The 19,617-nt window shown below is 71.9% G+C and carries 16 protein-coding genes, 1 tRNA gene and 2 pseudogenes; 7 read left to right on the top strand and 12 right to left on the bottom strand.

Annotation, left to right across the window (positions count from 1 at the left end):
• Positions 1–109: 109 nt before the first annotated feature.
• On the bottom strand, positions 110–937 hold the full coding sequence (locus MXD57_RS04335; RefSeq protein WP_250399927.1) for a glycerophosphodiester phosphodiesterase: 828 nt from the start codon (positions 935–937) through the stop codon (positions 110–112).
• Between the two features lie 329 nt (positions 938–1,266).
• Between MXD57_RS04335 and MXD57_RS04330 the strand changes: the two genes are divergently transcribed.
• Together MXD57_RS04330 and MXD57_RS04325 are read left to right on the top strand one after the other, a co-directional pair.
• Positions 1,267–2,763 (top strand): S1C family serine protease, encoded by a 1,497-nt coding sequence (locus MXD57_RS04330; protein WP_250399926.1) that lies wholly within the window; start codon positions 1,267–1,269, stop codon positions 2,761–2,763.
• A 108-nt stretch (positions 2,764–2,871) separates the two neighbouring features.
• Positions 2,872–2,958 (top strand) — tRNA-Ser (locus MXD57_RS04325).
• A gap of 164 nt (positions 2,959–3,122) precedes the next feature.
• Here the strand turns inward: MXD57_RS04325 and MXD57_RS04320 are convergent.
• Together MXD57_RS04320 and MXD57_RS04315 are read right to left on the bottom strand one after the other, a co-directional pair.
• Positions 3,123–3,434 (bottom strand): helix-turn-helix transcriptional regulator, encoded by a 312-nt coding sequence (locus tag MXD57_RS04320; RefSeq protein ID WP_250399925.1) that lies wholly within the window; start codon positions 3,432–3,434, stop codon positions 3,123–3,125.
• Between the two features lie 167 nt (positions 3,435–3,601).
• The gene (locus MXD57_RS04315; protein ID WP_250399924.1) at positions 3,602–4,594 is read right to left on the bottom strand and encodes a tyrosine-type recombinase/integrase; all 993 of its coding nucleotides are present in this window, start codon (positions 4,592–4,594) and stop codon (positions 3,602–3,604) included.
• A gap of 68 nt (positions 4,595–4,662) precedes the next feature.
• On the opposite strand from MXD57_RS04315, the gene MXD57_RS04310 reads away from it, so the two are divergent.
• Complete coding sequence (locus MXD57_RS04310) at positions 4,663–5,295, top strand: glycosyltransferase (protein ID WP_308290651.1); 633 nt, start codon at positions 4,663–4,665, stop codon at positions 5,293–5,295.
• Positions 5,296–5,451: 156 nt separating this feature from the next.
• Here the strand turns inward: MXD57_RS04310 and MXD57_RS04305 are convergent, their stop codons facing one another.
• Positions 5,452–7,998: a tetratricopeptide repeat protein gene (locus MXD57_RS04305; RefSeq protein ID WP_250399922.1), complete on the bottom strand. Its 2,547-nt coding sequence runs from the start codon at positions 7,996–7,998 to the stop codon at positions 5,452–5,454.
• A 169-nt stretch (positions 7,999–8,167) separates the two neighbouring features.
• Positions 8,168–8,662 carry a hypothetical protein gene (locus MXD57_RS04300; RefSeq protein ID WP_250399921.1) on the bottom strand — a complete coding sequence of 165 codons (495 nt, stop codon included), beginning with the start codon at positions 8,660–8,662 and terminating at the stop codon, positions 8,168–8,170.
• Between the two features lie 803 nt (positions 8,663–9,465).
• Between MXD57_RS04300 and MXD57_RS04295 the strand changes: the two genes are divergently transcribed.
• The gene (locus MXD57_RS04295; RefSeq protein ID WP_250399920.1) at positions 9,466–9,822 is read left to right on the top strand and encodes a hypothetical protein; all 357 of its coding nucleotides are present in this window, start codon (positions 9,466–9,468) and stop codon (positions 9,820–9,822) included.
• A gap of 361 nt (positions 9,823–10,183) precedes the next feature.
• Here MXD57_RS04295 and MXD57_RS04290 read toward each other — a convergent pair whose 3' ends face one another.
• From MXD57_RS04290 to MXD57_RS04270, 5 genes and pseudogenes are all read right to left on the bottom strand, one after another.
• Positions 10,184–10,654, bottom strand: coding sequence for a hypothetical protein (locus MXD57_RS04290; protein ID WP_374114652.1), 471 nt, complete (start codon positions 10,652–10,654; stop codon positions 10,184–10,186).
• A pseudogene (locus MXD57_RS31475) lies at positions 10,634–10,825 on the bottom strand (cell division protein FtsZ); the annotation flags it as partial. The pseudogene MXD57_RS31475 and the gene MXD57_RS04290, both read right to left, overlap by 21 nt.
• Before the next feature lie 347 nt (positions 10,826–11,172).
• The gene (locus MXD57_RS04280) at positions 11,173–11,583 is read right to left on the bottom strand and encodes a VOC family protein (protein WP_250399919.1); all 411 of its coding nucleotides are present in this window, start codon (positions 11,581–11,583) and stop codon (positions 11,173–11,175) included.
• Between the two features lie 54 nt (positions 11,584–11,637).
• Positions 11,638–12,177 carry a GNAT family N-acetyltransferase gene (locus tag MXD57_RS04275; protein ID WP_250399918.1) on the bottom strand — a complete coding sequence of 180 codons (540 nt, stop codon included), beginning with the start codon at positions 12,175–12,177 and terminating at the stop codon, positions 11,638–11,640.
• Between the two features lie 10 nt (positions 12,178–12,187).
• On the bottom strand, positions 12,188–13,216 hold the full coding sequence (locus MXD57_RS04270) for an ArsR/SmtB family transcription factor (RefSeq protein WP_250399917.1): 1,029 nt from the start codon (positions 13,214–13,216) through the stop codon (positions 12,188–12,190).
• Positions 13,217–13,284: 68 nt separating this feature from the next.
• On the opposite strand from MXD57_RS04270, the gene MXD57_RS04265 reads away from it, so the two are divergent.
• Positions 13,285–14,505: an MFS transporter gene (locus tag MXD57_RS04265; protein ID WP_250399916.1), complete on the top strand. Its 1,221-nt coding sequence runs from the start codon at positions 13,285–13,287 to the stop codon at positions 14,503–14,505.
• A gap of 207 nt (positions 14,506–14,712) precedes the next feature.
• On the opposite strand, the gene MXD57_RS04260 is transcribed toward MXD57_RS04265, so the two are convergent.
• Positions 14,713–15,576 (bottom strand): bifunctional DNA primase/polymerase, encoded by an 864-nt coding sequence (locus MXD57_RS04260; RefSeq protein WP_250399915.1) that lies wholly within the window; start codon positions 15,574–15,576, stop codon positions 14,713–14,715.
• Positions 15,577–15,792: 216 nt separating this feature from the next.
• On the opposite strand from MXD57_RS04260, the gene MXD57_RS04255 reads away from it, so the two are divergent.
• Positions 15,793–16,350: a SigE family RNA polymerase sigma factor gene (locus MXD57_RS04255; protein WP_250399914.1), complete on the top strand. Its 558-nt coding sequence runs from the start codon at positions 15,793–15,795 to the stop codon at positions 16,348–16,350.
• Positions 16,351–16,624: 274 nt separating this feature from the next.
• Positions 16,625–18,283 (top strand): long-chain fatty acid--CoA ligase, encoded by a 1,659-nt coding sequence (locus MXD57_RS04250; protein ID WP_250399913.1) that lies wholly within the window; start codon positions 16,625–16,627, stop codon positions 18,281–18,283.
• Between the two features lie 67 nt (positions 18,284–18,350).
• Here the strand turns inward: MXD57_RS04250 and MXD57_RS04245 are convergent.
• Positions 18,351–19,617, bottom strand: a pseudogene (locus tag MXD57_RS04245) (nickel transporter); the annotation flags it as partial.

The raw sequence follows: 19,617 nt of genomic DNA, 5'->3' as shown, positions 1-19,617 counted from the left end.
AGGATGCTGCAGCCCTCCGCCCGGGTCAAGGGGTGTGCACGGATCCTCACCCGGCTCTTTCGCTGTCGCGCGTGGGGCGGGCCGGGGCGGGGCGTGTCCCCCCTTCCGTTCAGCGGCCCAGTCGGCGCAGCACCGCGCGCGGGCGGTTGGTGATGATGGCGTCGACGCCCAGTGCGGCGCACAGGTCGACGTCCGCCGGCTCGTTCACGGTCCAGACGTGGACCTGGTGGCCGGCTCGTTTCAGCCGCTCCACGTACGCCGGGTGGCTGCGCAGGATGCGGATCGAGGGGCCCGCGATGTGCACGCCCGCCGGGAGCCGTCCGTCGCGCAGCCGGGGCGAGACGAACTGCATCAGGTAGACCGCGGGCAGCGTCGGCGCGGCGGCGCGCACCCGGTGCAGCGAGCGTGCCGAGAAGCTCATGATCCGGACCGGCGACTCGGCGGCCGAGGCCGGTGCGTCCAGCCCGAACCGCTTCAGCAGGTGCAGCAGCCGCTCCTCGACCTGGCCCGCCCAGCGCGTGGGGTGCTTGGTCTCGATGGCCAGCTCCACCCGGCGCCCGGAGTCCGCGACCAGTTCGAGCAGTCGCTCCAGCGTGAGCACGGAGGTCTCCGCCGGGTCCTCCGGCCGGTGCTCCCAGTCGGGCTCCTCGTCCCGTCCGCGCCAGGCCTCGCGGGTCTTCCAGGAGCCGAAGTCCAGCGCGGCGAGATCGGCCAGCTCCAGCGCGGACACGGCCCCGCGCCCGTTGGAGGTCCGGTTCACCCTGCGGTCGTGGACGCAGACCAGATGACCGTCGGCGGTGAGCCGTACGTCGCACTCGAGGGCGTCCGCCCCGTCCTCGATCGCCTTCTTGTACGCGGCCAGGGTGTGCTCCGGCGCGTCCTCGGAGGCGCCCCGGTGGGCGACGACCTGGATGGTGTGGTGTGGTGCGTGGGTCACCGCGTCATGGTGCCACCGACGCGGGGTACCCGGGGACGGCGCCGGCCGGTCCGCGGGGCGAACAGTGGCAAGTGTTCTGCACCGTGGTCAGACTTTTGCGAGAAATATCCTATATAAAGAGTGGCCCTGGACCCACAGCCACCGCTTATGGTGCTCTGACGGCCCATGGGAAAAGCTGACTGCATACAAGAGAAACACCGAAACATGCTCAGCCGCCGCACCGGGCCCACACCGCACGGGCGACCGGTGCGCACGCCACGACGGGCGTGCCTGAGCGAGGGTGTCCCAGTGTGACCTGGAACAACAGCCGTGGATCGAGGAGAAGAGCTGTGAGCACCGAGAACGAGGGCAACGCGGTACCCCCGGCCCCGTCCGCACCTCCCGTGCCGGTGGCATCTCCCGCTGCTTCCCCGCAGGGCTCCGCGCCCGACGGGGGTGCCCCGACGACTCCGCTGCCGCCGGTTCCCCAGGGGGCCCCGGCCGCCCCGGAGCAGTACCCGGCACCCGCGGCGCACCACCCCGCGGGCCCGCCGCACGGGGCTCCCGGCCCCACCCCCGACGCCGACCAGCCCTACGGCGCTCCCGCCGCCCCCGCCGCGGACGGCTCCTGGCCGCCGCCCACCGCCACGCCCGCCTACGGCGACGGCGGTTCCGGCGGGGCGGGCGCGGGCTGGGGCGCGTCGTACCAGCAGCCCGCCCCCAAGCCCCGCAACGGGCGCGGTGGGCTGATCGCCGCGGTCCTGGTGGCCGCACTGGTCGCGGGCGGCCTGGGCGGCGGCATCGGCTACACCCTGGCCAGGGGCAGCGACGGCTCGGGCTCGACCACCGTCTCCGCCTCCGACGGCGCCTCCCAGATCAAGCGGGCCCCCGGCACCATCGCCAACGTGGCCGCCAAGGCGCTGCCCAGCACGGTCACCATCGAGGCGGAGAGCACCAGCGGCGAGGGCGGCACGGGCACCGGGTTCGTCTTCGACACCCAGGGCCACATCGTCACCAACAACCACGTGGTGGCCGACGCGGTGGACGGCGGCAAGCTGTCCGCCACCTTCCCGAACGGCAGGAAGTACGACGCCGAGGTCGTCGGGCACGCCCAGGGGTACGACGTCGCCGTCATCAAGCTGAAGAACGCCCCCTCCGACCTCAAGCCGCTCGCGCTCGGCGACTCCGACAAGGTGGCCGTCGGCGACGAGACCATCGCCATCGGCGCCCCCTTCGGACTGTCCAACACCGTCACCACGGGCATCATCAGCGCCAAGAACCGTCCGGTGGCCTCCAGCGACGGCAGCGCCTCCAGCAAGGCGTCCTACATGAGCGCCCTGCAGACCGACGCGTCGATCAACCCCGGCAACTCGGGCGGCCCGCTGCTGAACGCCTCGGGCGCGGTGATCGGCATCAACTCGGCGATCCAGTCCAGCAGCAGCGGCGGCTTCGGCTCCGGCCAGTCCGGTTCGATCGGCCTCGGCTTCGCGATCCCGATCAACCAGGCCAAGTACGTCGCCCAGCAGCTCATCAGGACCGGCAAGCCGGTCTACGCCAAGATCGGCGCGTCCGTGTCCCTGGAGGAGTCCACGGCCGGCGCGAAGATCACCGACCAGGGCGCGTCCGGCGCCGCCGCGGTCGAGTCCGGCGGCCCGGCCGACCGGGCCGGCCTGAAGCCCGGCGACGTCATCACCAAGCTCGACGACCACGTGATCGACAGCGGCCCCACCCTGATCGGCGAGATCTGGACCCACAAGCCCGGCGACAAGGTCACGATCACCTACAAGCGAGGCGGCCAGGAGCACACGGTGGACCTCACCCTGGGCTCCCGGGCGGGCGACAGCTGACGCCTCCGCGGGGGGTGCCGCGCGGGAACCGGCGGCACCCCGCTGTGCCCACGCCCCCGCGGCGGCCCGGTAATGTGTACGCGCGCCGCCGATCACGGGCGGTCGCGGGGAGGCGTGCCCGAGCGGCCTAAGGGAACGGTCTTGAAAACCGTCGTGGCAGCGATGTCACCGTGGGTTCAAATCCCACCGCCTCCGCACAGGTCATAGACAGTGCAGGTCAGAGAGGGTGTCCCGTTCATCGGGGCACCCTCTCTGCGTGCACCCTGTCTCACCCTGAACCGCCGGTATCCCACCTCTGACCAGCGCGTGCGGCCAACCTGCGGCCAGGTAGCGTTGACCGCGCCCTGGTTATCGGGCTGCTACTCGGCGCGCTGCTCGCGGAGCACGCGGTACACGTACGACTCGGACACCACAAGGTGCTCCGCGATGGCCGCGACCGTCCAGTTATCCGCGTATGCCGCGGCGATAAGTTCGGGCAGGGTCTCTTCGGTCTGCTTCGCCAGGCGGCGCACATAGCCGGCGCGCTCTAGGCGCCGATACATGCTGTCGGCGTCCTTGCGTACGGCCTCGCGAACGGTCTTGATTTTGCCTGCGATGGCGAGGATCTCGTCTATGTAGACCTCCATCGCCTTCTCTTCGATCATTTCAACGCGGAACGGCTCGCCCGCCATGTGGTGCCTCCGTCTGTCGTTGTGGCCGCCCCCGGAGAGAGGGAGGGGCGGATGGGTGTTAGGCCAACGGGTCGACCGCGAGCGTCGCGGGACTGTACTAGGTTCTGGACTGAGTTCACAAGCTTATAGGGCCATACCAGCCCTGACCGCCCCCGGCGAGCTGTGTCCTACGCGCCGGAACCGTGAGTACCTGGCGCTGACGGGCTCGTCGTCGGGGCGCTCCTGGCCGGTGGGCGGACGATTCGCGCTGCGTCGGGGCCGCTCTCGTGCTCGGCTAGACCCTGGTCAATCAGGGCGTTCATCCTGTCCTCCTCGCCGTCCAGCACCTTGGCGTAGTAGCGCTGGAGTACTGCGACGCTCTGTCCCGCACGGCGGGCGGTCTCGGCCAGGCTCACCCCGGACCGGAGCCAGAAGGACACACACGCGTGCCGCAGGTCGTACGGGATGGCAGCCAGCGGAGAGGCGACCTGCGCGGGCGTGAGTGCCTTCCGGCGGGCCTCCTTCCATGCGGCTCCGTACTCCTGTGACCGGATCGGACCGCCGCGCACGGCGCTGAACAGCCGGCCGTCGGCCGTGGCGCCGGACGCTTCGAGGTGATCCCGCAGGATGCCTACCAGCACGGGCGGAATCGGCACCGGGCGGACCGCGCGGCGGGCCCTGTGCTTCAACTGCCGCTCCTCGTAAGGCTTGCCGTTGTCCGTCCATGCCGACCCGACCTGTGGCCGTGCGCCGGCGAGCATGAGACGCCCCCACCCTTCCGATGGGAGGTCGCACTGGTCGGCGCTGAGCATGGACACCTCCTCGGGCCGCATCGCCGCGTAGTAGATGCAGGCGAAGAACGCGACCAGGTGGGCTCCGCGGGGCCCCTGCGCGCGGACGGCGTCCAGAAGGGCCCGTGCCTGCGCTGGTGTGGCGACGCTCCGCGCGTCCAGTTCTTCCACCGCCTTGGGGGTCTCCCAGTGGACACGGTGCAGCGGGTTGCCGGGCAGCAACTCGTGCTCTACGGCCAGGCGCAGGCAGTTGCTCAGCACTGCGCGTCGGCGCCTGAACGTGTTGGCGGCGGCTGTCTTCCCGTCCTGCCGTTTGGCTAGGTGCTCCAACACGGTGCGTACGCGCTGGGCGCTGTCGAGGTCGACCACGGCCGGCGCGTTGCGCTCCACCCACGCCAGCGCCTTGGCCGCGGGCAGGGCGGAGCGGTTGACGGTGCGGGTTTTGCCGTCACCGGCTCGTGCAGGAGGACGGGACTACGGGCAGGCCGCTCAACGCGCTGCCTAGTCAGTCCTGGATTTCGCCGGGGCAGGGGAGTAAGGGCGGTGCCGGGGCGGCTCGTACGATGGCCCTGTCACGAGCAACCCGCGAACTGGTGCGCACGCTGGACGCAGACGACGTGATTGCACCTGGCGGCCTCACTCGAGACATCGCCGCGATGGAAGAGCACCCGGAAATGGGCTGGTGTGTTTCCGCGGGGCTGGACCTGCTGCCGGACGGGTCCAAGGTTGCCGGCCCCTATGACCCCCCGGAGGGGCCCCTCGTTTACGAGACGCTACTGCGCGCATTCGATGAGGATCGCTTTCCCGTCATGGGGCAACATCTGACGGCCAGAACATCGCTGCTTCTGGCAGTGGGCGCGTGGCCGACGCTCCCCGCATGGGAGACCGTCGCTGTCGTCCTCCTCTGCGCTGCCGTCTCCGACGGGTGGATGATCGAAACCCCGGGCGGCCTTTATCGGAAGCATCCTGCCCAAACAACCGCGCAAGCTGCGTACGTCGGCATAGCTGACGCAGATCAGCTTCGAGTCGTCGTCAGAGCGCAGGCAGAAGCCCTACGGGCCACCGGCTGGCGGTGGCCTGCGGGAGGGTGACGGTCTGAGGACCTGGACGGCATCGACACCCTCTCCCTCGGGTGGAAGACAAGCCTGGCTCCACAGGCCAGACGTGAAGGCGGAGGACGCGCAAGGCACGAAGACCGCCCGGCCTGTGATGACACCATATTGATCTTCGTTTCTCAGGAATAATCGTCACCTGACAGCCGAACCGTCCTGCCCGGCCTGGCCCTGCCAGTAGGCGACGTTGGAGCGGGTGGTGAGGGTTTCGGGGTGGTCTTCGCCCAGCACCCGCATGCAGTCGTTCAGCAGTTCGGCGTATGCGGTGGCGGCACCGGTCGCATCTCCCGCCTGGCCCCGCCAGCGGGCCAGCTGGGAGCGGGTGGTGAGGGTGTTGGGGTGGTCTTCGCCCAGCACCCGCACCCGGTCGTTCAGCAGTTCGGCGAAGGCGGTGGCGGCACCAGTCGCATCTCCCGCCTGGCCCCGCCAGCGGGCCAGCTGGGAGCGGACGTTGAGGGTGTTGGGGTGGTCTTCGCCCAGCACTCGTAGGTGGTCGTTCAGCAGTTCGGCGAAGGCGGTGGCGGCACCGGTCGCATCTCCTGTCTGGCCCTGCCAGTAGGCGACGTGGGAGCGGACGTTGAGGGTGTTGGGGTGGTCTTCGCCCAGCACTCGTAGGTGGTCGTTCAGCAGTTCGGCGTATGCGGTGGCGGCACCGGTCGCATCTCCCGCCTGGCCCCGCCAGTAGGCGACGTTGGAGCGGACGTTGAGGGTGTTGGGGTGGTCTTCGCCCAGCACCCGCATGCAGTCGTTCAGCAGCTCGGCGAAGGCGGTGGCGGCACCGGTCGCATCTCCCGCCTGGCCCCGCCAGCGGGCCAGCTGGGAGCGGACGTTGAGGGTGTTGGGGTGGTCTTCGCCCAGCACTCGTAGGTGGTCGTTCAGCAGTTCGACGTATGCGGTGGCGGCACCGGTCGCATCTCCTGTCTGGCCCTGCCAGTAGGCGACGTTGGAGCGGGTGGTGAGGGTTTCGGGGTGGTCTTCGCCCAGCACCCGCATGCAGTCGTTCAGCAGTTCGACGTATGCGGTGGCGGCACCGGTCGCATCTCCCGCCTGGCCCCGCCAGCGGGCCAGCTGGGAGCGGGTGGTGAGGGTGTTGGGGTGGTCTTCGCCCAGCACTCGTAGGTGGTCGTTCAGCAGTTCGACGTATGCGGTGGCGGCACCGGTCGCATCTCCTGTCTGGCCCTGCCAGTAGGCGACGTTGGAGCGGGCGCTGAGGGTGTTGGGGTGGTCGGCGCCGAGGTAGACATGGGTGGTGTCGGCAAGGTGCTGAAAATAGCTGCGGGCTGCCGTGACCTGTCCAGTCTCGCCGAGGCTTGTGCCAGCGCGGTTGAGCACCGTATGCCTGTCGGGCCAGTGGAGGGCGTCTTCGGCGCAGGCGGTCAGGGCTGTGGTGTTGGCGCGTAGGGCATGGGCGAGGTCGGTGTCGCGTTCGATGCTAGGCCAGGCCGCGATCAGGGCGTCGGCCGCGGTGCGGGCGGTCTGCCCGTACTGGTGGGGGATGAGAGTGTCGCGGACGGCGCGTTGGACGAGTTGGTGTACGCGGACACTCTGGTGGGGTGTGTCGGGGGTGTGGTCGATGAGATGGAGACGGTGCAGGGTCCGCAGTGCACCGATCGCGTCCCGGCCCGGGGCCGGACCGCCGTCTCGCGGGCCGTCCTTGCCTCTCAGGTGAGCGAGGGCTGGCTTGCTGGTCAGGACGGCTTCGGGGATTCCGTTGGCGTCGAGGAAGGCGGCGAGCTGGAGCATGGGACGTGCAAGGCCCTTGGGGCGGAGGGCATCGGCGCGGTCGATGGACAGCGCCCAGGCGGCGGCGGCTGTGACGGCCTGGTCGTCGGGCAGCACGTCGGGCAGAGCATCAGCGAGGGCGCTTGCCCTGTCGGCCAGCAGCGCCCGGTAGGCGGCGCCGCTCAGGCCGGCATCGGCGAGGTAGGCGGCGGCCTGGGACAGCGCTAGCGGCAGACGCCCCAGGTCGTCGGCGAGGGCTGCGAGCTGGTCTGCGGGTTCTGTGCGGCCGTGGGAGGCCAGCACCTGGGTCAGGTAGGCGACCGCCTCGGCTTGACTGAATAGCCCAACCTGGATGAGGCGGCGGCCGGCTGCGGTGAGGGCGGCATCCCGGCGGCGAGTGGTGACCAGGATCCGGCCGTGCGGGCTGATCGGCGGCCACAGCCCGCGCAGGTCCGCCGGGTCGGTGATGTCGTCCAGGACGATCAGCCACCGGCAGGACCGGGCCGCAGCTTGCGCCGTCAGCCAGGCCAGGAACGAGGCAGCGGACTGGTCTGCATCGTTGGGGTCGGCCCGGCACAACTCGACACCGGCCTGTGCATATCCGCTCACTACTGCCGAGCGGCTGGTGGCGGTGACCCACACCAGCACGTCCACACCGGCGGTCTGCCACGCTGCGTGCGCGTAGTCGGCCGCGAGCTGGGTCTTGCCGACCCCGCCCATCCCGGCCAGAACCTGGCCGACCACCGCGGTTCCACCCCCGACCAGGGCTTGCCGCAGCCGTTCCACCTCGGCCCGGTCCTGGAAGCAGTTGGCGCGTGCGGGTATCAATCCGACCTGGTGCGGCCACGGCGCCGGTTCCTGCGGCGCACGCGGCTGCACAACGGTCATGTTGCCGCTGACCGCGAAGGCGCCGGGGCCCTTCGCGATCGCATCTCCCGTGCCGGACACCTGCACGGGCACCGCGAGAGTGGCGTAAGGGCCGGATACAGGCCCTCGGTGACCGGTCGTCGCCGTCCCGTCGTGTATGGCGTGCGCGTTACCGGTGTCCGACGCGGTCACCTCGGGCACGGCCTCGCCCGGGACTGGTTCTGAAATGTGTGCAGTGCTGTCCGTGCTGTCGTCGGGTTGGTCAGCTGTAGTCGACACCGGTGCTCGCCTTGCTGCCCACACCGTCCGCGATGGCGTCGCCCGTGTGCTGCGCAGTCGCCGAGCCGCTTCCGGCGCCTCCCGGGCGCACCACCCCGGTGCTGGCCGTGCCGCCCCCGGTCGCCAGACTGCTGCCGGTGTCGGCCGCGGTGTCCACTGGACCCGCCGCCTGCAGTTCGACCACCACCCATGCCAGGGCAGCGGCGAAGTCGGCGTCGTGCTCGGCAGCATCCTCGAGTGCCAGCTCTAGACGATGACGCGTGCGCGCCGACAGTTCGTCCTGTCCGGCCTCGGCCTCCTCCCGCGCCCGCTGCAACGCCGGATCGTCCCTCAGTTTGGCGCTGATCAGCTCATGCAGCCGGTCCATGCCCGCGTCCAGCCCCCGGTCGACCTCGGCATCCGCCCGCCCCGCCACCCGGCGCGCCTTACCCACCAGCCAGGCGAACGCGTATCCGACCGCGATCTCCACACCCGTCACGACAACCCCCTCACCGAACGAATACCGGGCATGACGACCGTACCCGCCCGCCCCCACTCGGACTCGGCAAATGCCGCCCATGGCAGAGCTGTCATCCACACCCCGAGCAAGATCCGTTCGCGGGGCCGTGGGCCATATGTGGGCCATAACTCAGGGAAGTCGAACCGCTCAGAACAGAGGTGCGGTCAGAGGGAGGTTGACGTGTGGCATCCTGACGCGCTTGAAAACCGTCGTGGCAGCGATGTCACCGTGGGTTCAAATCCCACCGCCTCCGCACGATGAGCAGTGAGAGCGGCCCCTGACCTGGGTGTTGGTCGGGGGCCGCTCTCATGCCCAGTTGCCGTGACTGCCTTTTGTTCCCCGCGGCTTCCCGCAGGACCGGGCACGCGGAGGGCACGGGCCCGTCTACCACCGCGTTAGGAGCGAGGTGAGGCGAGTGCAGCTGTGAGCTGCGGACTGTCCACATGGGCGGATCGAGCCGCAGCCCCCGTCGGTTACTGCTGTTCCCCGTGTCTCCCCGCTGGATCTGGCGCGGGTGCGGCACGGGGAACTACTGATGTTGGCCACTCTGGCAATCAACTTGGAGGTTCTGTACACCTGTGGAAGCCAGACCCTGCCAATGGAGACAGGGGTTCACCGCGATCGGGGGGAGACTCGGCATGCCGTCCCAACACCACAGCGAGGAACCTGAAGGGGAGCTGCCTCATGGGGGCACATCAGCGAGTCCGGGCCAGCCACCTCTGCCCGGCTACGGCTACCCCTTTCTGCATGATTTGGGGGTCGCGGTAGCCACCGCGGGGCTCGTGCCCTTCTTACAGGCACTCGCCACCCAGGCCGGTGCTCGCACATATGAGCAGCTCACGCAGTGGGGACTGCGTTTCAAGACGCGGGCGACCGGCCCAGTGCAGTACACCATCGACATCAGGGACGAAGGAACAGGAACGGTATTCCAGTTGCCTCCCAACTTGCCGGATCAGGCTCTTGAGGCTCTGGTTCGCGCAGATCTGGAGCTGCTTGCAGCACCCGGCAACAAGATGCCGGCCGTCATCTACTGGGATGGGAACCAGTGGATGCGTGAGGGCAAGCCCGTCCCGCTCGTCGCGCCGGCCACTCGGACCGGCACGCAACGGAATACGAACCACCCCCTGCGCGAGCAATGAGCTCGGCACGAAGGTGGCACGGTCGGGAGCGGTACTGAAGTGGGCCCCGGCTAGAACGGCCTGTACGCCTCGGATGCCGTGTCGGGTGGTAGTGCGCGAGAGAAGGACACGTACACAGGCCCGTACTCAGAAGCAGCCGGGTCCGCTGGTGGGGTTGACGCAGCTGTTGTGGCCGGATCCGCCGTCGTTGGAGCAGAGCGGCCTAGCAGTTCGCTGCCGAAGAGAGGGTGTCCCGTTCGTCGGGGCACCCTCTCCGCGTGTACCCCGGCCCCCCCCGAACCGCCGGTGTCCCACCTCCGGCCGGCGCATGCGGCCCACCTGCGGCCAGGACGCACGGTCTCGGGGCCGCGTCCCCGCTGCCCTACGCCTGGTCGTACCCGACCGCGACGACCGTGGTCCTGAGCGCATCACCCAGGGTGTCGTCGAGGACGGCGCCGAAGATCACGTTCGCGTTCTGATCCGCTGCCTCGGTCACCACCGCCACCGCTCTGCGGACCTCCTCGTGGCCGAGGGCCGAGCTGCCGGCCACGGAGACGATCACTCCCCGCGCCGTGGTGAAGGCGCGTTCGGTGAGGGGACTGTCGATCGCGGAGGCGGCCGACCTGGCCGCCCGGTCGACACCGGTCGCCTCACCGATCGCGATCAGGGCCGGGCCTGCATCCGTGAGCATCTGCCTGACCGCCCCGTAGCCGATGCTGATCAGCCCGGGAGTGGTGATGAGATCGGTGAGGCCTCTCACGGCGTTGACCAGCACCCGGTCGATATGGCGGAACGCGACCGCGACGGTTTCCCTTTTGTCGACGATCGCGAGGACGCGGTCGTTCGGGATCACGATGACGGCGTCGCACGCCTTGGTCAGTTCCTTGATGCCGTCGTCGGCCTGGTTGGCCCGGCGGCGGCCTTCGAAGGTGAAGGGACGGGTCGCCACGCCGATGGTGAGTGCGCCCAGATCCCGGGCGACGGACGCGACGACCGGGGCGCCTCCCGTGCCTGTTCCGCCGCCTTCCCCGCAAGTGCAGTCCCTCGCTCAGCGGACCCATGCTGCCGGGGACCTCGGTGGCGGCGACCTCATCGATCTCAACCGAGCGCAGGTCCGGATCGGAGAGCAAAGCGCGCTTCAGGGACGCGACTTCGGCGCCCGGTCGGTCCGCTGCCCCAGCGATCTCCACGGCCATGTGCATGTTCCGAGTGTGTCCTGCCGCGCGCCCCGTGTCCCGGTTCCGGTGTGATTCACGAGTCCTGGAGACCGGGCGGCGCAGGGTCCGGCGGCGCCGCCCCGGGGACGCGGGCCGGATCCCCACGATGCCGGCCACCTGTGCCGGCTCGGCCGCGCCGGTCGCACGGACCGGCTCACGCGGGAAGGTTGAGCTGCCAGGAGACGCCGAAGCGGTCGTTGACCCAGCCGAACCTGGCGCTGAAGCCGTGGTCTCCCAGCGGCATGAGCGCACTGCCCCCCTCGGCGAGGGCCGCGTAGAGGCGTTCGATCTCGGCCTCCTCCTCGCACTGCACGAAGAGGGAGACCGCGGGGGTGAAGGTGAAGCCGTGCTCCACGGGACTGTCGATGCACATGAACTGCTCTCCGGCGAGCGAGAACGTCGCGTGCCGCACACTCCCCTCCTTGCCGGGGCCATCGGCGCCGTAACGGGTGATGCCGACGATCTCGGCGTCGTCGAAGAGCGAGGTGTAGAAGGTCATCGCGGCTTCCGCGTTCCCCTCGAACATCAGGAACGTGGTGATCTTCCGTGACGTCACGATCTCCATGCCGCCTGCTCCTTCGGTGCTGCCGGGCCGCCGGGCTGTCCCCGGGTGACCACGTTAGCGCCGGGCCGGTGGCGGGGCGGGCGTACGCCGCGGATGTCCGCGGGACTCTTCCAGGCCGCGGTACATGACGTGCAGGCCGACCGGGCCCAGCGCCGGATGCCGGAACCCGCCGGGGACGGTGCCGATGGCGTCGAACCCGAGATGCTCGTACAGCTTGAGGGCCGGCGTGTTGGAGGCCGCGACGGCGTTGAACTGCACGCCGGTGAACCCACGGCCGCGCGCCCAGTCCAGCAGGTACTCGCCCAGGGCCCGGCCGACGCCCCGGCCGCGCGCTTCCGGCGCGACCATGAAGTTCCCGCTGGCGATGTGCGAACCGGGACCCGGTCTGTTGGCGTACATGTTGGAGGTGCCGATCACACGGCCGCCCTCAACCGCCACCACGACGTGCCCCGGCGGCGCCACCAGCCACAGGTCGCGGGCCTGCGCCTCGGTCTGGAGCGGGTCGTAGCAGAAGGTGTCTCCCGCGCGGATGGTCAGCTCGATGAACGGCCAGGCCCGAGGCCAGTCGCCTTCCTCGAAACCCCGGATCTCCATTCGCGTGAGGCTAGCCAACGGCGGGCGCCCGTTCCACCGGATATTCCCAAGGCCGGCGCCCGGAACTCCCGCCGGCACCGGAGGCCTCCAGGAGCACCTCGCCGGCCGCCGTCCGCACGTACAGCACCGAGCGGCCGGCCCGGCGCCGTTCCACCAGGCCCGCGTCCCGCAGCACCCGCAGGTGCCGGCCCACCGATCCCAGGCCCTGGCCGGTCACGGCGACCAACTGGGTGGTGCTCATGGGGGTGCCGAGCAGGGCCAGGAGTCCGGCGCGCGCGGTTCCCACGAGCGCGGCGAGGCCGGCCGGGACGGGCCGGTGGCCGTGGTCCTCGGCGAGCACCCCGAGACACGGGTAGACGACGGCGTACCGCTGCCGCCCCTCCCACGACACCCACCCGGTCCGCGGCGTCACCGGCATGAACAGCAGCTCGGCACCGGCCGCGATCTCCCGTGGCGGATACGCGTTCAGATTGACCTGGAACCGGCTCTCCCCGAGCCACCGCGTCCCCGGCCGCAGCGAGTCCAGCACCGCCGCCCAGCCGCCCTGGCCGACCCGTGCGGTCCGCGCCGCCACGTCGGCCTCCAGGACCCGTCGCCTGCGCTGCCAGTGCGGCCGTACGGTCTCCTCCCACACGTACGTCAGGAGCGCGGCCGCCCGCCGGGGCAGGTCGTCCCGGTTCAGGGCGTCGGGCAGGGCGCCCCGCAGGGACACCCGGAGATCGGCGCGCGCCCGCCCGGCCTCCGTCGCCCGCACCCGGTCCACGGTCTGCTCGAACTCCTCCCCCACGCACGAGGTGGGGCAGACGAAGTCGGCGATCCAGGACGGGCCCAGGGCCGCCCGCACGAGCGGCTCGGCCACCGGGTCGGCCGCCAGGCGCGCGCGGTAGCCGGGCAGATGCGCGCGCAGCCAGGCCTCCTCGCCCGGATGGGCACCGGCCCCCGCGTGCAGCAGTTTCAGGCTCGCGAAGGTCTCGGCGAACGGCGAGAGCACGAACCGGCTGCGGGCGAGGGTGTCGGTGTCGATCTGCCACAAGCCCATGCGTACGACCTTTCGCGTGTCGGCGAAACAGTAAACACGTCCGCCCGGCCGGCCCGAGACTCTGCCGCATGCGCAGCTACCGAACCCTGTTCCGCACCCCGGAGTTCACCCCCTTCCTGCTCTCCTTCGCGGGTTCCGCGGCGGCCCAGACGGTCGGTGCCCTGGCCCTGGGCACGCTGGTCTTCCGGGCCACGGGCTCCCCGCTGCTGTCGGCGGTGAGCATGTTCGGTCCACAGCTCGCGCAACTCGTGGGGGCCACGTTCCTGCTGTCGGCCGCCGACCGGCTGCCCCCGCGCGCGATCCTGACCGGCCTCGCCCTCGCCTTCACGGCCGGTACGGCCGTACTGGCGCTGCCCGGGCTGCCCGTCCGGGCGGTCCTCGCGGTCGTACTGCTGCAGGGCCTGGTCGCGTCGCTGGGCGGAGGAGTACGCGGGGCACTGCTGAACGACATCCTGTCCAAGGACGGCTATGTGCTGGGCCGTTCGGTCTACAACATGCTGTGGGGCCTGACCCAGGTGGCGGGGTTCGCGACGGGCGGCGCCCTGCTGGCGCTCCTGTCGCCGCGGACCTGTCTGCTCCTCGCGGCCGCGCTGTACCTGGTGTCGGCCCTCGTCAGCTGCCTGGGCCTCGCGGCCCGTCCCGCGCGTCGCGCCGGCCGCCCGTCCGTCGCGGCGACCTGGCGCACCAACGCCCTGCTGTGGTCGGTACGCTCCCGCCGCCTCGTCTACCTCGGTCTGTGGGTCCCCAACGGCCTGGTGGTGGGCAGCGACTCGCTCTACGTCTCCTACGCCCCCGGCGCCGCCGGCACGCTGTACGCGTGCGGCGCGCTGGGCATGTTCCTGGGCGACATGGCGGTGGGCCGTCTGGTGCCGCCCGCGGTGCGCCCCCGGCTGGCGACCCCGCTGCGCCTGCTGCTGGCGGTGCCCTACCTGTTCTTCGTGCTGCGGCCCGGGGTGGCACTGTCGGCGGTGGCGGCCGCCGCCGCCTCGGTCGGCTTCGCCGCGAGCCTGGTGCTGCAGGAACGCCTGATGTCCCTCACCCCCGACGACCTCACCGGCCAGGCCCTCGGCCTGCACGCCACCGGTATGGCCGCCCTGCAGGGCGTCGGCGCCGCCCTCGCGGGCATGCTGGCCCAGCTGACCTCCCCGGCCGCGGCGATGACGCTGATGGCGGCCGGATCGGTCACCGTGACCCTGGTCCTCGCGGCGCTGGGCAGGCAGGAGGAACGGCGGCCGGCCGTCCCCGGTGCGGGCCCCGGCGCCCGGACGGAGCCCGTCGCCATGGACTAGTGCCGCGTCGGCCGGGGCTCGCCGCCCCGTCGCGATGCCCGGCGGGCACTCGCCGCACCGGCCGAAGCCCGGGTACGCCCGGTACGAGGGCTTCCGGCCGGCACGCCGAAGCACCCGCCGGACACCGCTCCTCGACGGGCAAACCCTGGCTGACGCGGCACCAGGAACGGCCCCGGGTGCGGTGCCCGGCGGGCCGGGCGGCGGCCTTCAGGGCCGGTGGCCCGTCATACGGGCCGCCGAGGCGATCGTCGCGCGGGCCTCGCGTTCGGTCAGGCCGGTGTCGACGGCCGCTTCGACCAGGGGGGCCAGCAGGGCGGGACCGATGCCGTTCTCGTAGGCGCGGCAGGCGGCCCAGAACAGGCGGGTGTTGCGCTGGCCCTCGTGTGCGGTGAGCACGAAGTGGATCAGGCCCCGCCCGTGGTCGCCCGCCGGAGGCGGTGACGGGTGCGCGGCGCGTGGCGGTGGCAGGAGCAGGCGCAGCAGGGCCGGCGGGCAGGCGGCGGGGCCCAGGTGGGCGGTCCCCGGGGCGGTCGTGTACACGCCGTGGTCCGTGCGGGAACCCGGGCCGACGAGGTAGCCGCCGGCTCCCCGGACGTCGATGCCGGGGGCGAGCCGTCCGGCGGAGTTCGGGACGACGACGTCGGTCGGCCCGGTCAGCCACAGGTGGCGGCCGCCGCTCGGAGTGAGGACCACGACCGTCTCGGGGATGGTGAACAGGTGCCGCAGGGCCAGTTCGCGCAGCGCGGCCGAGGAGTCGGTGCCCGTCTTGGTGTCGAGGTCGACGCCGATGAGGTGGTGCGGGGGCAGCCCGCAGGCGATGCCGTAGCCGCCGGCCCGGGGCGCGGCCGCGAACAGCTCGCGGATGCGGGCGGGGTCGGTGGAGGCGTCGTACACGCCGTGCCCGAACCGGCCGCACTCGCCGTGGCAGGAGGTGGGGCCGCCGCCGCGGTGGGGGGAGCGCAGGGCGGGGAGCTTGCCCCGGGACAGCGGGATGACGGCCAGACCGCGTTCGGCGGCTGACAGGGCGTGTGCGAGGGCCAGCGTCGTGGCCTGCCGGTCGGTGGTGGCCATGGCTCCATGTTCGTACACATGTTCGAAGAAAGGAAGAGGGGCCGCGTCGGCCCGGTCCCCGCGGGGCGGGCCCGCAGGGGAGAACCCGGGGACGACGTGGTCCCGCGGTCCACCTTCAGGAGGTGCAGGCGGCCCCACCCCTACAACCTGAGGGGGACGCGGCATCGGGACCTGGGGCCGATCCGCGGGTGGCCGGTCCGCTCCTAGCGTGGAGCCATGACCACACCCGTCTGCACCAGCGCCTCGGCCGCCGCCGCACCGGCGCGGCAGACCCACTCGTTCCCGTCGTTCGCGTCGTACGTCCGGGCCCGCCAGCCGGTGCTGCTGCGCACCGCGCGGTCGCTGACCGCCAACCCGAGCGACGCCGAGGACCTGCTGCAGACCGCGCTGACCAAGACCTATGTGGCGTGGGACCGGATCGAGGACCACCGGGCGCTGGACGGCTACGTGCGCCGGGCGCTGCTGAACACCCGCACCTCGCAGTGGCGCAAGCGCAGGGTGGACGAGTTCGTCTGCGACGAGCTGCCCGAACCCGAGCCCGTTCCCGGCGCGGGGGACCCGGCCGAGCTGCAGGCGCTGCGCGACGCCATGTGGCGGGCGGTCACCAGGCTGCCCGCCCGGCAGCGGGCGATGGTCGTCCTCAGGTACTACGAGGACCTCAGCGAGGCCCGGACCGCCGAGGTGCTCGGCGTCTCGGTGGGTACGGTCAAGTCGGCGGTCTCCCGGGCCCTGGGCAAGCTCCGCGAGGACCCCGAGCTGGGCCTGGTCCGCTGAGGGCCGTCCCGCGATCCCCGGCAGGCGCACGGCGACGGCCGCGGCACCGCGCCGTGTCGCCGGAGCGCCGGGGGGCGCCCGGGACGAGGACGACCCACCGCCGCGCGATGCGCCGCCGCCGACGCCGTGCGCCGATCCAGCGGGGGGCTACGGGCCGGTCCTCGGGGTCCTTCGCCAAACTGTTTCTCTTCTCCTAGTGACATACCGCGCGGTATGTGAGCAGAATCAGCGCAACCCCGACCACCGCGTAGGCAAAGTCGCCCGGGAGGACGCCGTGCTGAGCACCATGCAGGACGTACCGCTGCTGATCTCGAGGATCCTGACCCACGGGTCATCGGTCCACGGGTCGTCGCGCGTGATCACCTGGACCGGCGAGGCCGAACCGCACCGGCGCACGTTCGCCGAGATCGGGGCCCGCTCGGCACAGCTCGCCCACGCGCTGCGCGACGGACTCGGGGTGCGCGACGACGACCGTGTCGCGACGCTGATGTGGAACAACGCCGAGCACGTCGAGGCGTACTACGCCATCCCCTCCATGGGTGCGGTGCTGCACACGCTGAACCTGCGGCTGCCCGCCGAGCAGTTGGTGTGGATCGTCAACCACGCCGCCGACCGCGTGATCGTCGTCAACGGCTCGCTGATCCCGCTGCTCGCGCCGCTGCTGCCCAAGCTCCCGACGGTGGAGCACGTCGTCGTCTCCGGTCCCGGTGACCGCTCCCCGCTCGAGGGCGCCACCGCCCGCGTGCACGAGTACGAGGAGCTGATCGCCGGCCGGCCCACCGCCTACGACTGGCCGGAGCTGGACGAGCGCCAGGCCGCGGCGATGTGCTACACCTCCGGCACCACCGGTGACCCCAAGGGCGTGGTGTACAGCCACCGTTCGATCTACCTGCACTCCATGCAGGTCAACATGACCGAGTCGATGGGCCTGACCGACCAGGACACCTCGCTGGTCGTGGTCCCCCAGTTCCACGTCAACGCCTGGGGCCTGCCGCACGCCACGTTCATGACCGGCGTGAACATGCTGATGCCGGACCGCTTCCTGCAGCCCGCCCCGCTCGCCGAGATGATCGAGCGGGTACGGCCCACGCACGCGGCGGCCGTTCCCACCATCTGGCAGGGACTGCTCGCCGAGCTGACCGCCCGCCCCCGCGACGTCTCCGCCCTCACCCAGGTCACCATCGGCGGCTCGGCCTGCCCGCCCTCCCTCATGGAGGCCTTCGACGGGCTCGGCATGCGGGTCTGCCACGCCTGGGGCATGACGGAGACCTCCCCGCTGGGCACGGTGGCCCGCCCGCCGGCCCACTCGGTCGGCACCGACGAGGAGTTCGGCTACCGCCTGACCCAGGGCCGCTTCGCGGCCGGCGTGGAGGCCCGGCTCACCGGACCCGGCGGCGAGCGCATCCCCTGGGACGGCGAGTCGGCGGGCGAACTGGAGGTGCGCGGCCCCTGGATCGCGGGCGCCTACTACAACGGCCCCGACGGCGAACCGCTGCGCCCCGCCGACAAGTTCAGCGAGGACGGCTGGCTGAAGACCGGCGACGTCGGCACCATCTCCCCCGACGGCTTCCTCACCCTCACCGACCGCGCCAAGGACGTCATCAAGTCCGGCGGCGAGTGGATCTCCTCGGTCGAGCTGGAGAACGCGCTGATGTCCCACCCGGACGTCGCGGAGGCCGCCGTGGTCGCCGTACCGGACGACAAGTGGGGCGAGCGCCCGCTGGCCACGGTGGTGCTCCGGGAGGGCGCCGGCGCCGACTTCGAGACGCTGCGCGCGTTCCTCGCGGACGAAGGCAAGATCGCCAGGTGGCAGCTCCCCGAGCGCTGGACGGTCATCGCGGCGGTCCCGAAGACCAGCGTCGGGAAGTTCGACAAGAAGGTGCTCCGCAGGCAGTACGCGGAGGGCGGCCTGGAGGTGACCAGGCTCGGCTGACGCCCGGCACACGGACGGAGGGCCCCCGGCGCACGCCGGGGGCCCTCCGTCCGTGCCGGTCGCAGCACTAGTTCGTGCCGATGCCGGCCAGCAGGTCGACGATCCGGCCCTGCACCTCGGGGCTGGTGGACCGCTCGGCGAGGAACAGCACGGTCTCACCGGAGGCCAGCCGGGGCAGGTCGGCCGGATCCACCGCTGCGGTGTAGACGACGAGCGGGGTCCGGTTGAGCTGCCCGTTCGCGCGCAGCCAGTCGATGATCCCGCTGAACCCGGCCTGCCGGCGGTGTACCTGCATCAGGTCCATCACCACGAGGTTCGGCCGGAACTGCCCCGCCAGCGTCACCGCGTCGCCGTCGCTCGCGGCCCGCGCCACCTGCATCCCGCGCCGCTCCAGCGTCGAGGTCAGCGCCAGCGCGATCTCCGCGTGCTCCTCGATCAGCAGCACGCGCGGCGGATGCTGCTCACTGTCCCGTGGCGCCAGCGCCTTCAGCAGGACGGCGGGGTCGGCGCCGTAGGCCGCCTCGCGCGTCGCCTGCCCGAGCCCGGCCGTGACCAGCACCGGCACCTCGGCGGCCACCGCGGCCTGGCGCAGCGACTGCAGCGCGGTACGGGTGATCGGCCCGGTCAGCGGGTCCACGAACAGCGCGGCGGGGAAGGCCGCGATCTGCGCGTCGACCTCCTCACGGGAGTGCACGACGACCGGCCGGTAGCCGCGGTCGCTCAGCGCCTGCTGGGTCGTCACGTCCGGCGCGGGCCACACCAGCAGCCGGCGCGGGTTGTCCAGCGGCTCCGGGGGCAGCTCGTCGTCCAGCGGCTGCGGACGCGGGGTGTCGGCGACCTCCACGGCCCCGCCGGGACCGTCCAGCGGCTCCGGCCCCTCGGCCGCGTTCGCGTCCGGGGCGCCTATGGCGTACGACCGTCCGCCGCCCTCGGTGGTGGGGGCGAGCCGGGACTGTCCCGCGAGCGAGGGGTGTGCGGGCGGCTGTTCGGCCGGCGGGTGCGGCCGGGCGCCCTGCTCCGGCTGGGCCTCCTGGCGTGCGGCCGGATCGGGCGGCGTCCCCAGCTTCCGCCGGCGGCCGGAACCACCGGGCGCGTGCGGGGGCGGGGTGGGCGTCGGCTGCTGCACCTGCAGGGCCTGCCGCGCGAACGGCACGCCCTGCCCGAGCGTACGGACGCTGATCGCCCGGCCCTGCGTGGAGTTCGGGTCGGCGTCGCTCCCCGGTGACTCGGCCGGCAGGGGCTGCGCGGCAGGCGGGGGCGGGGCCGCGGTGTGCTCCGGCGGCAGCGGGGTGCCGGTGGCCGGGGTGGTGGCCGGACCCGCCGGGGGCACGGGC

Source organism: Streptomyces cellostaticus (assembly GCF_023630175.1).
Lineage (GTDB): Bacteria > Actinomycetota > Actinomycetes > Streptomycetales > Streptomycetaceae > Streptomyces > Streptomyces cellostaticus_A.
Note: the sequence above shows the minus strand (reverse complement) of the source record. Positions and strands in the feature narration are given on the sequence as shown.

Coding starts and splice junctions, on each gene's coding strand:
- MXD57_RS04320 (WP_250399925.1), bottom strand. CDS start 3,434: ATGGCGGGCGAGCCGTTCCGCGTTGAAATGATCGAAGAGAAGGCGATG.
- MXD57_RS04280 (WP_250399919.1), bottom strand. CDS start 11,583: ATGGAGATCGTGACGTCACGGAAGATCACCACGTTCCTGATGTTCGAG.
- MXD57_RS04275 (WP_250399918.1), bottom strand. CDS start 12,177: ATGGAGATCCGGGGTTTCGAGGAAGGCGACTGGCCTCGGGCCTGGCCG.
- MXD57_RS04270 (WP_250399917.1), bottom strand. CDS start 13,216: ATGGGCTTGTGGCAGATCGACACCGACACCCTCGCCCGCAGCCGGTTC.
- MXD57_RS04265 (WP_250399916.1), top strand. CDS start 13,285: ATGCGCAGCTACCGAACCCTGTTCCGCACCCCGGAGTTCACCCCCTTC.
- MXD57_RS04260 (WP_250399915.1), bottom strand. CDS start 15,576: ATGGCCACCACCGACCGGCAGGCCACGACGCTGGCCCTCGCACACGCC.
- MXD57_RS04255 (WP_250399914.1), top strand. CDS start 15,793: ATGACCACACCCGTCTGCACCAGCGCCTCGGCCGCCGCCGCACCGGCG.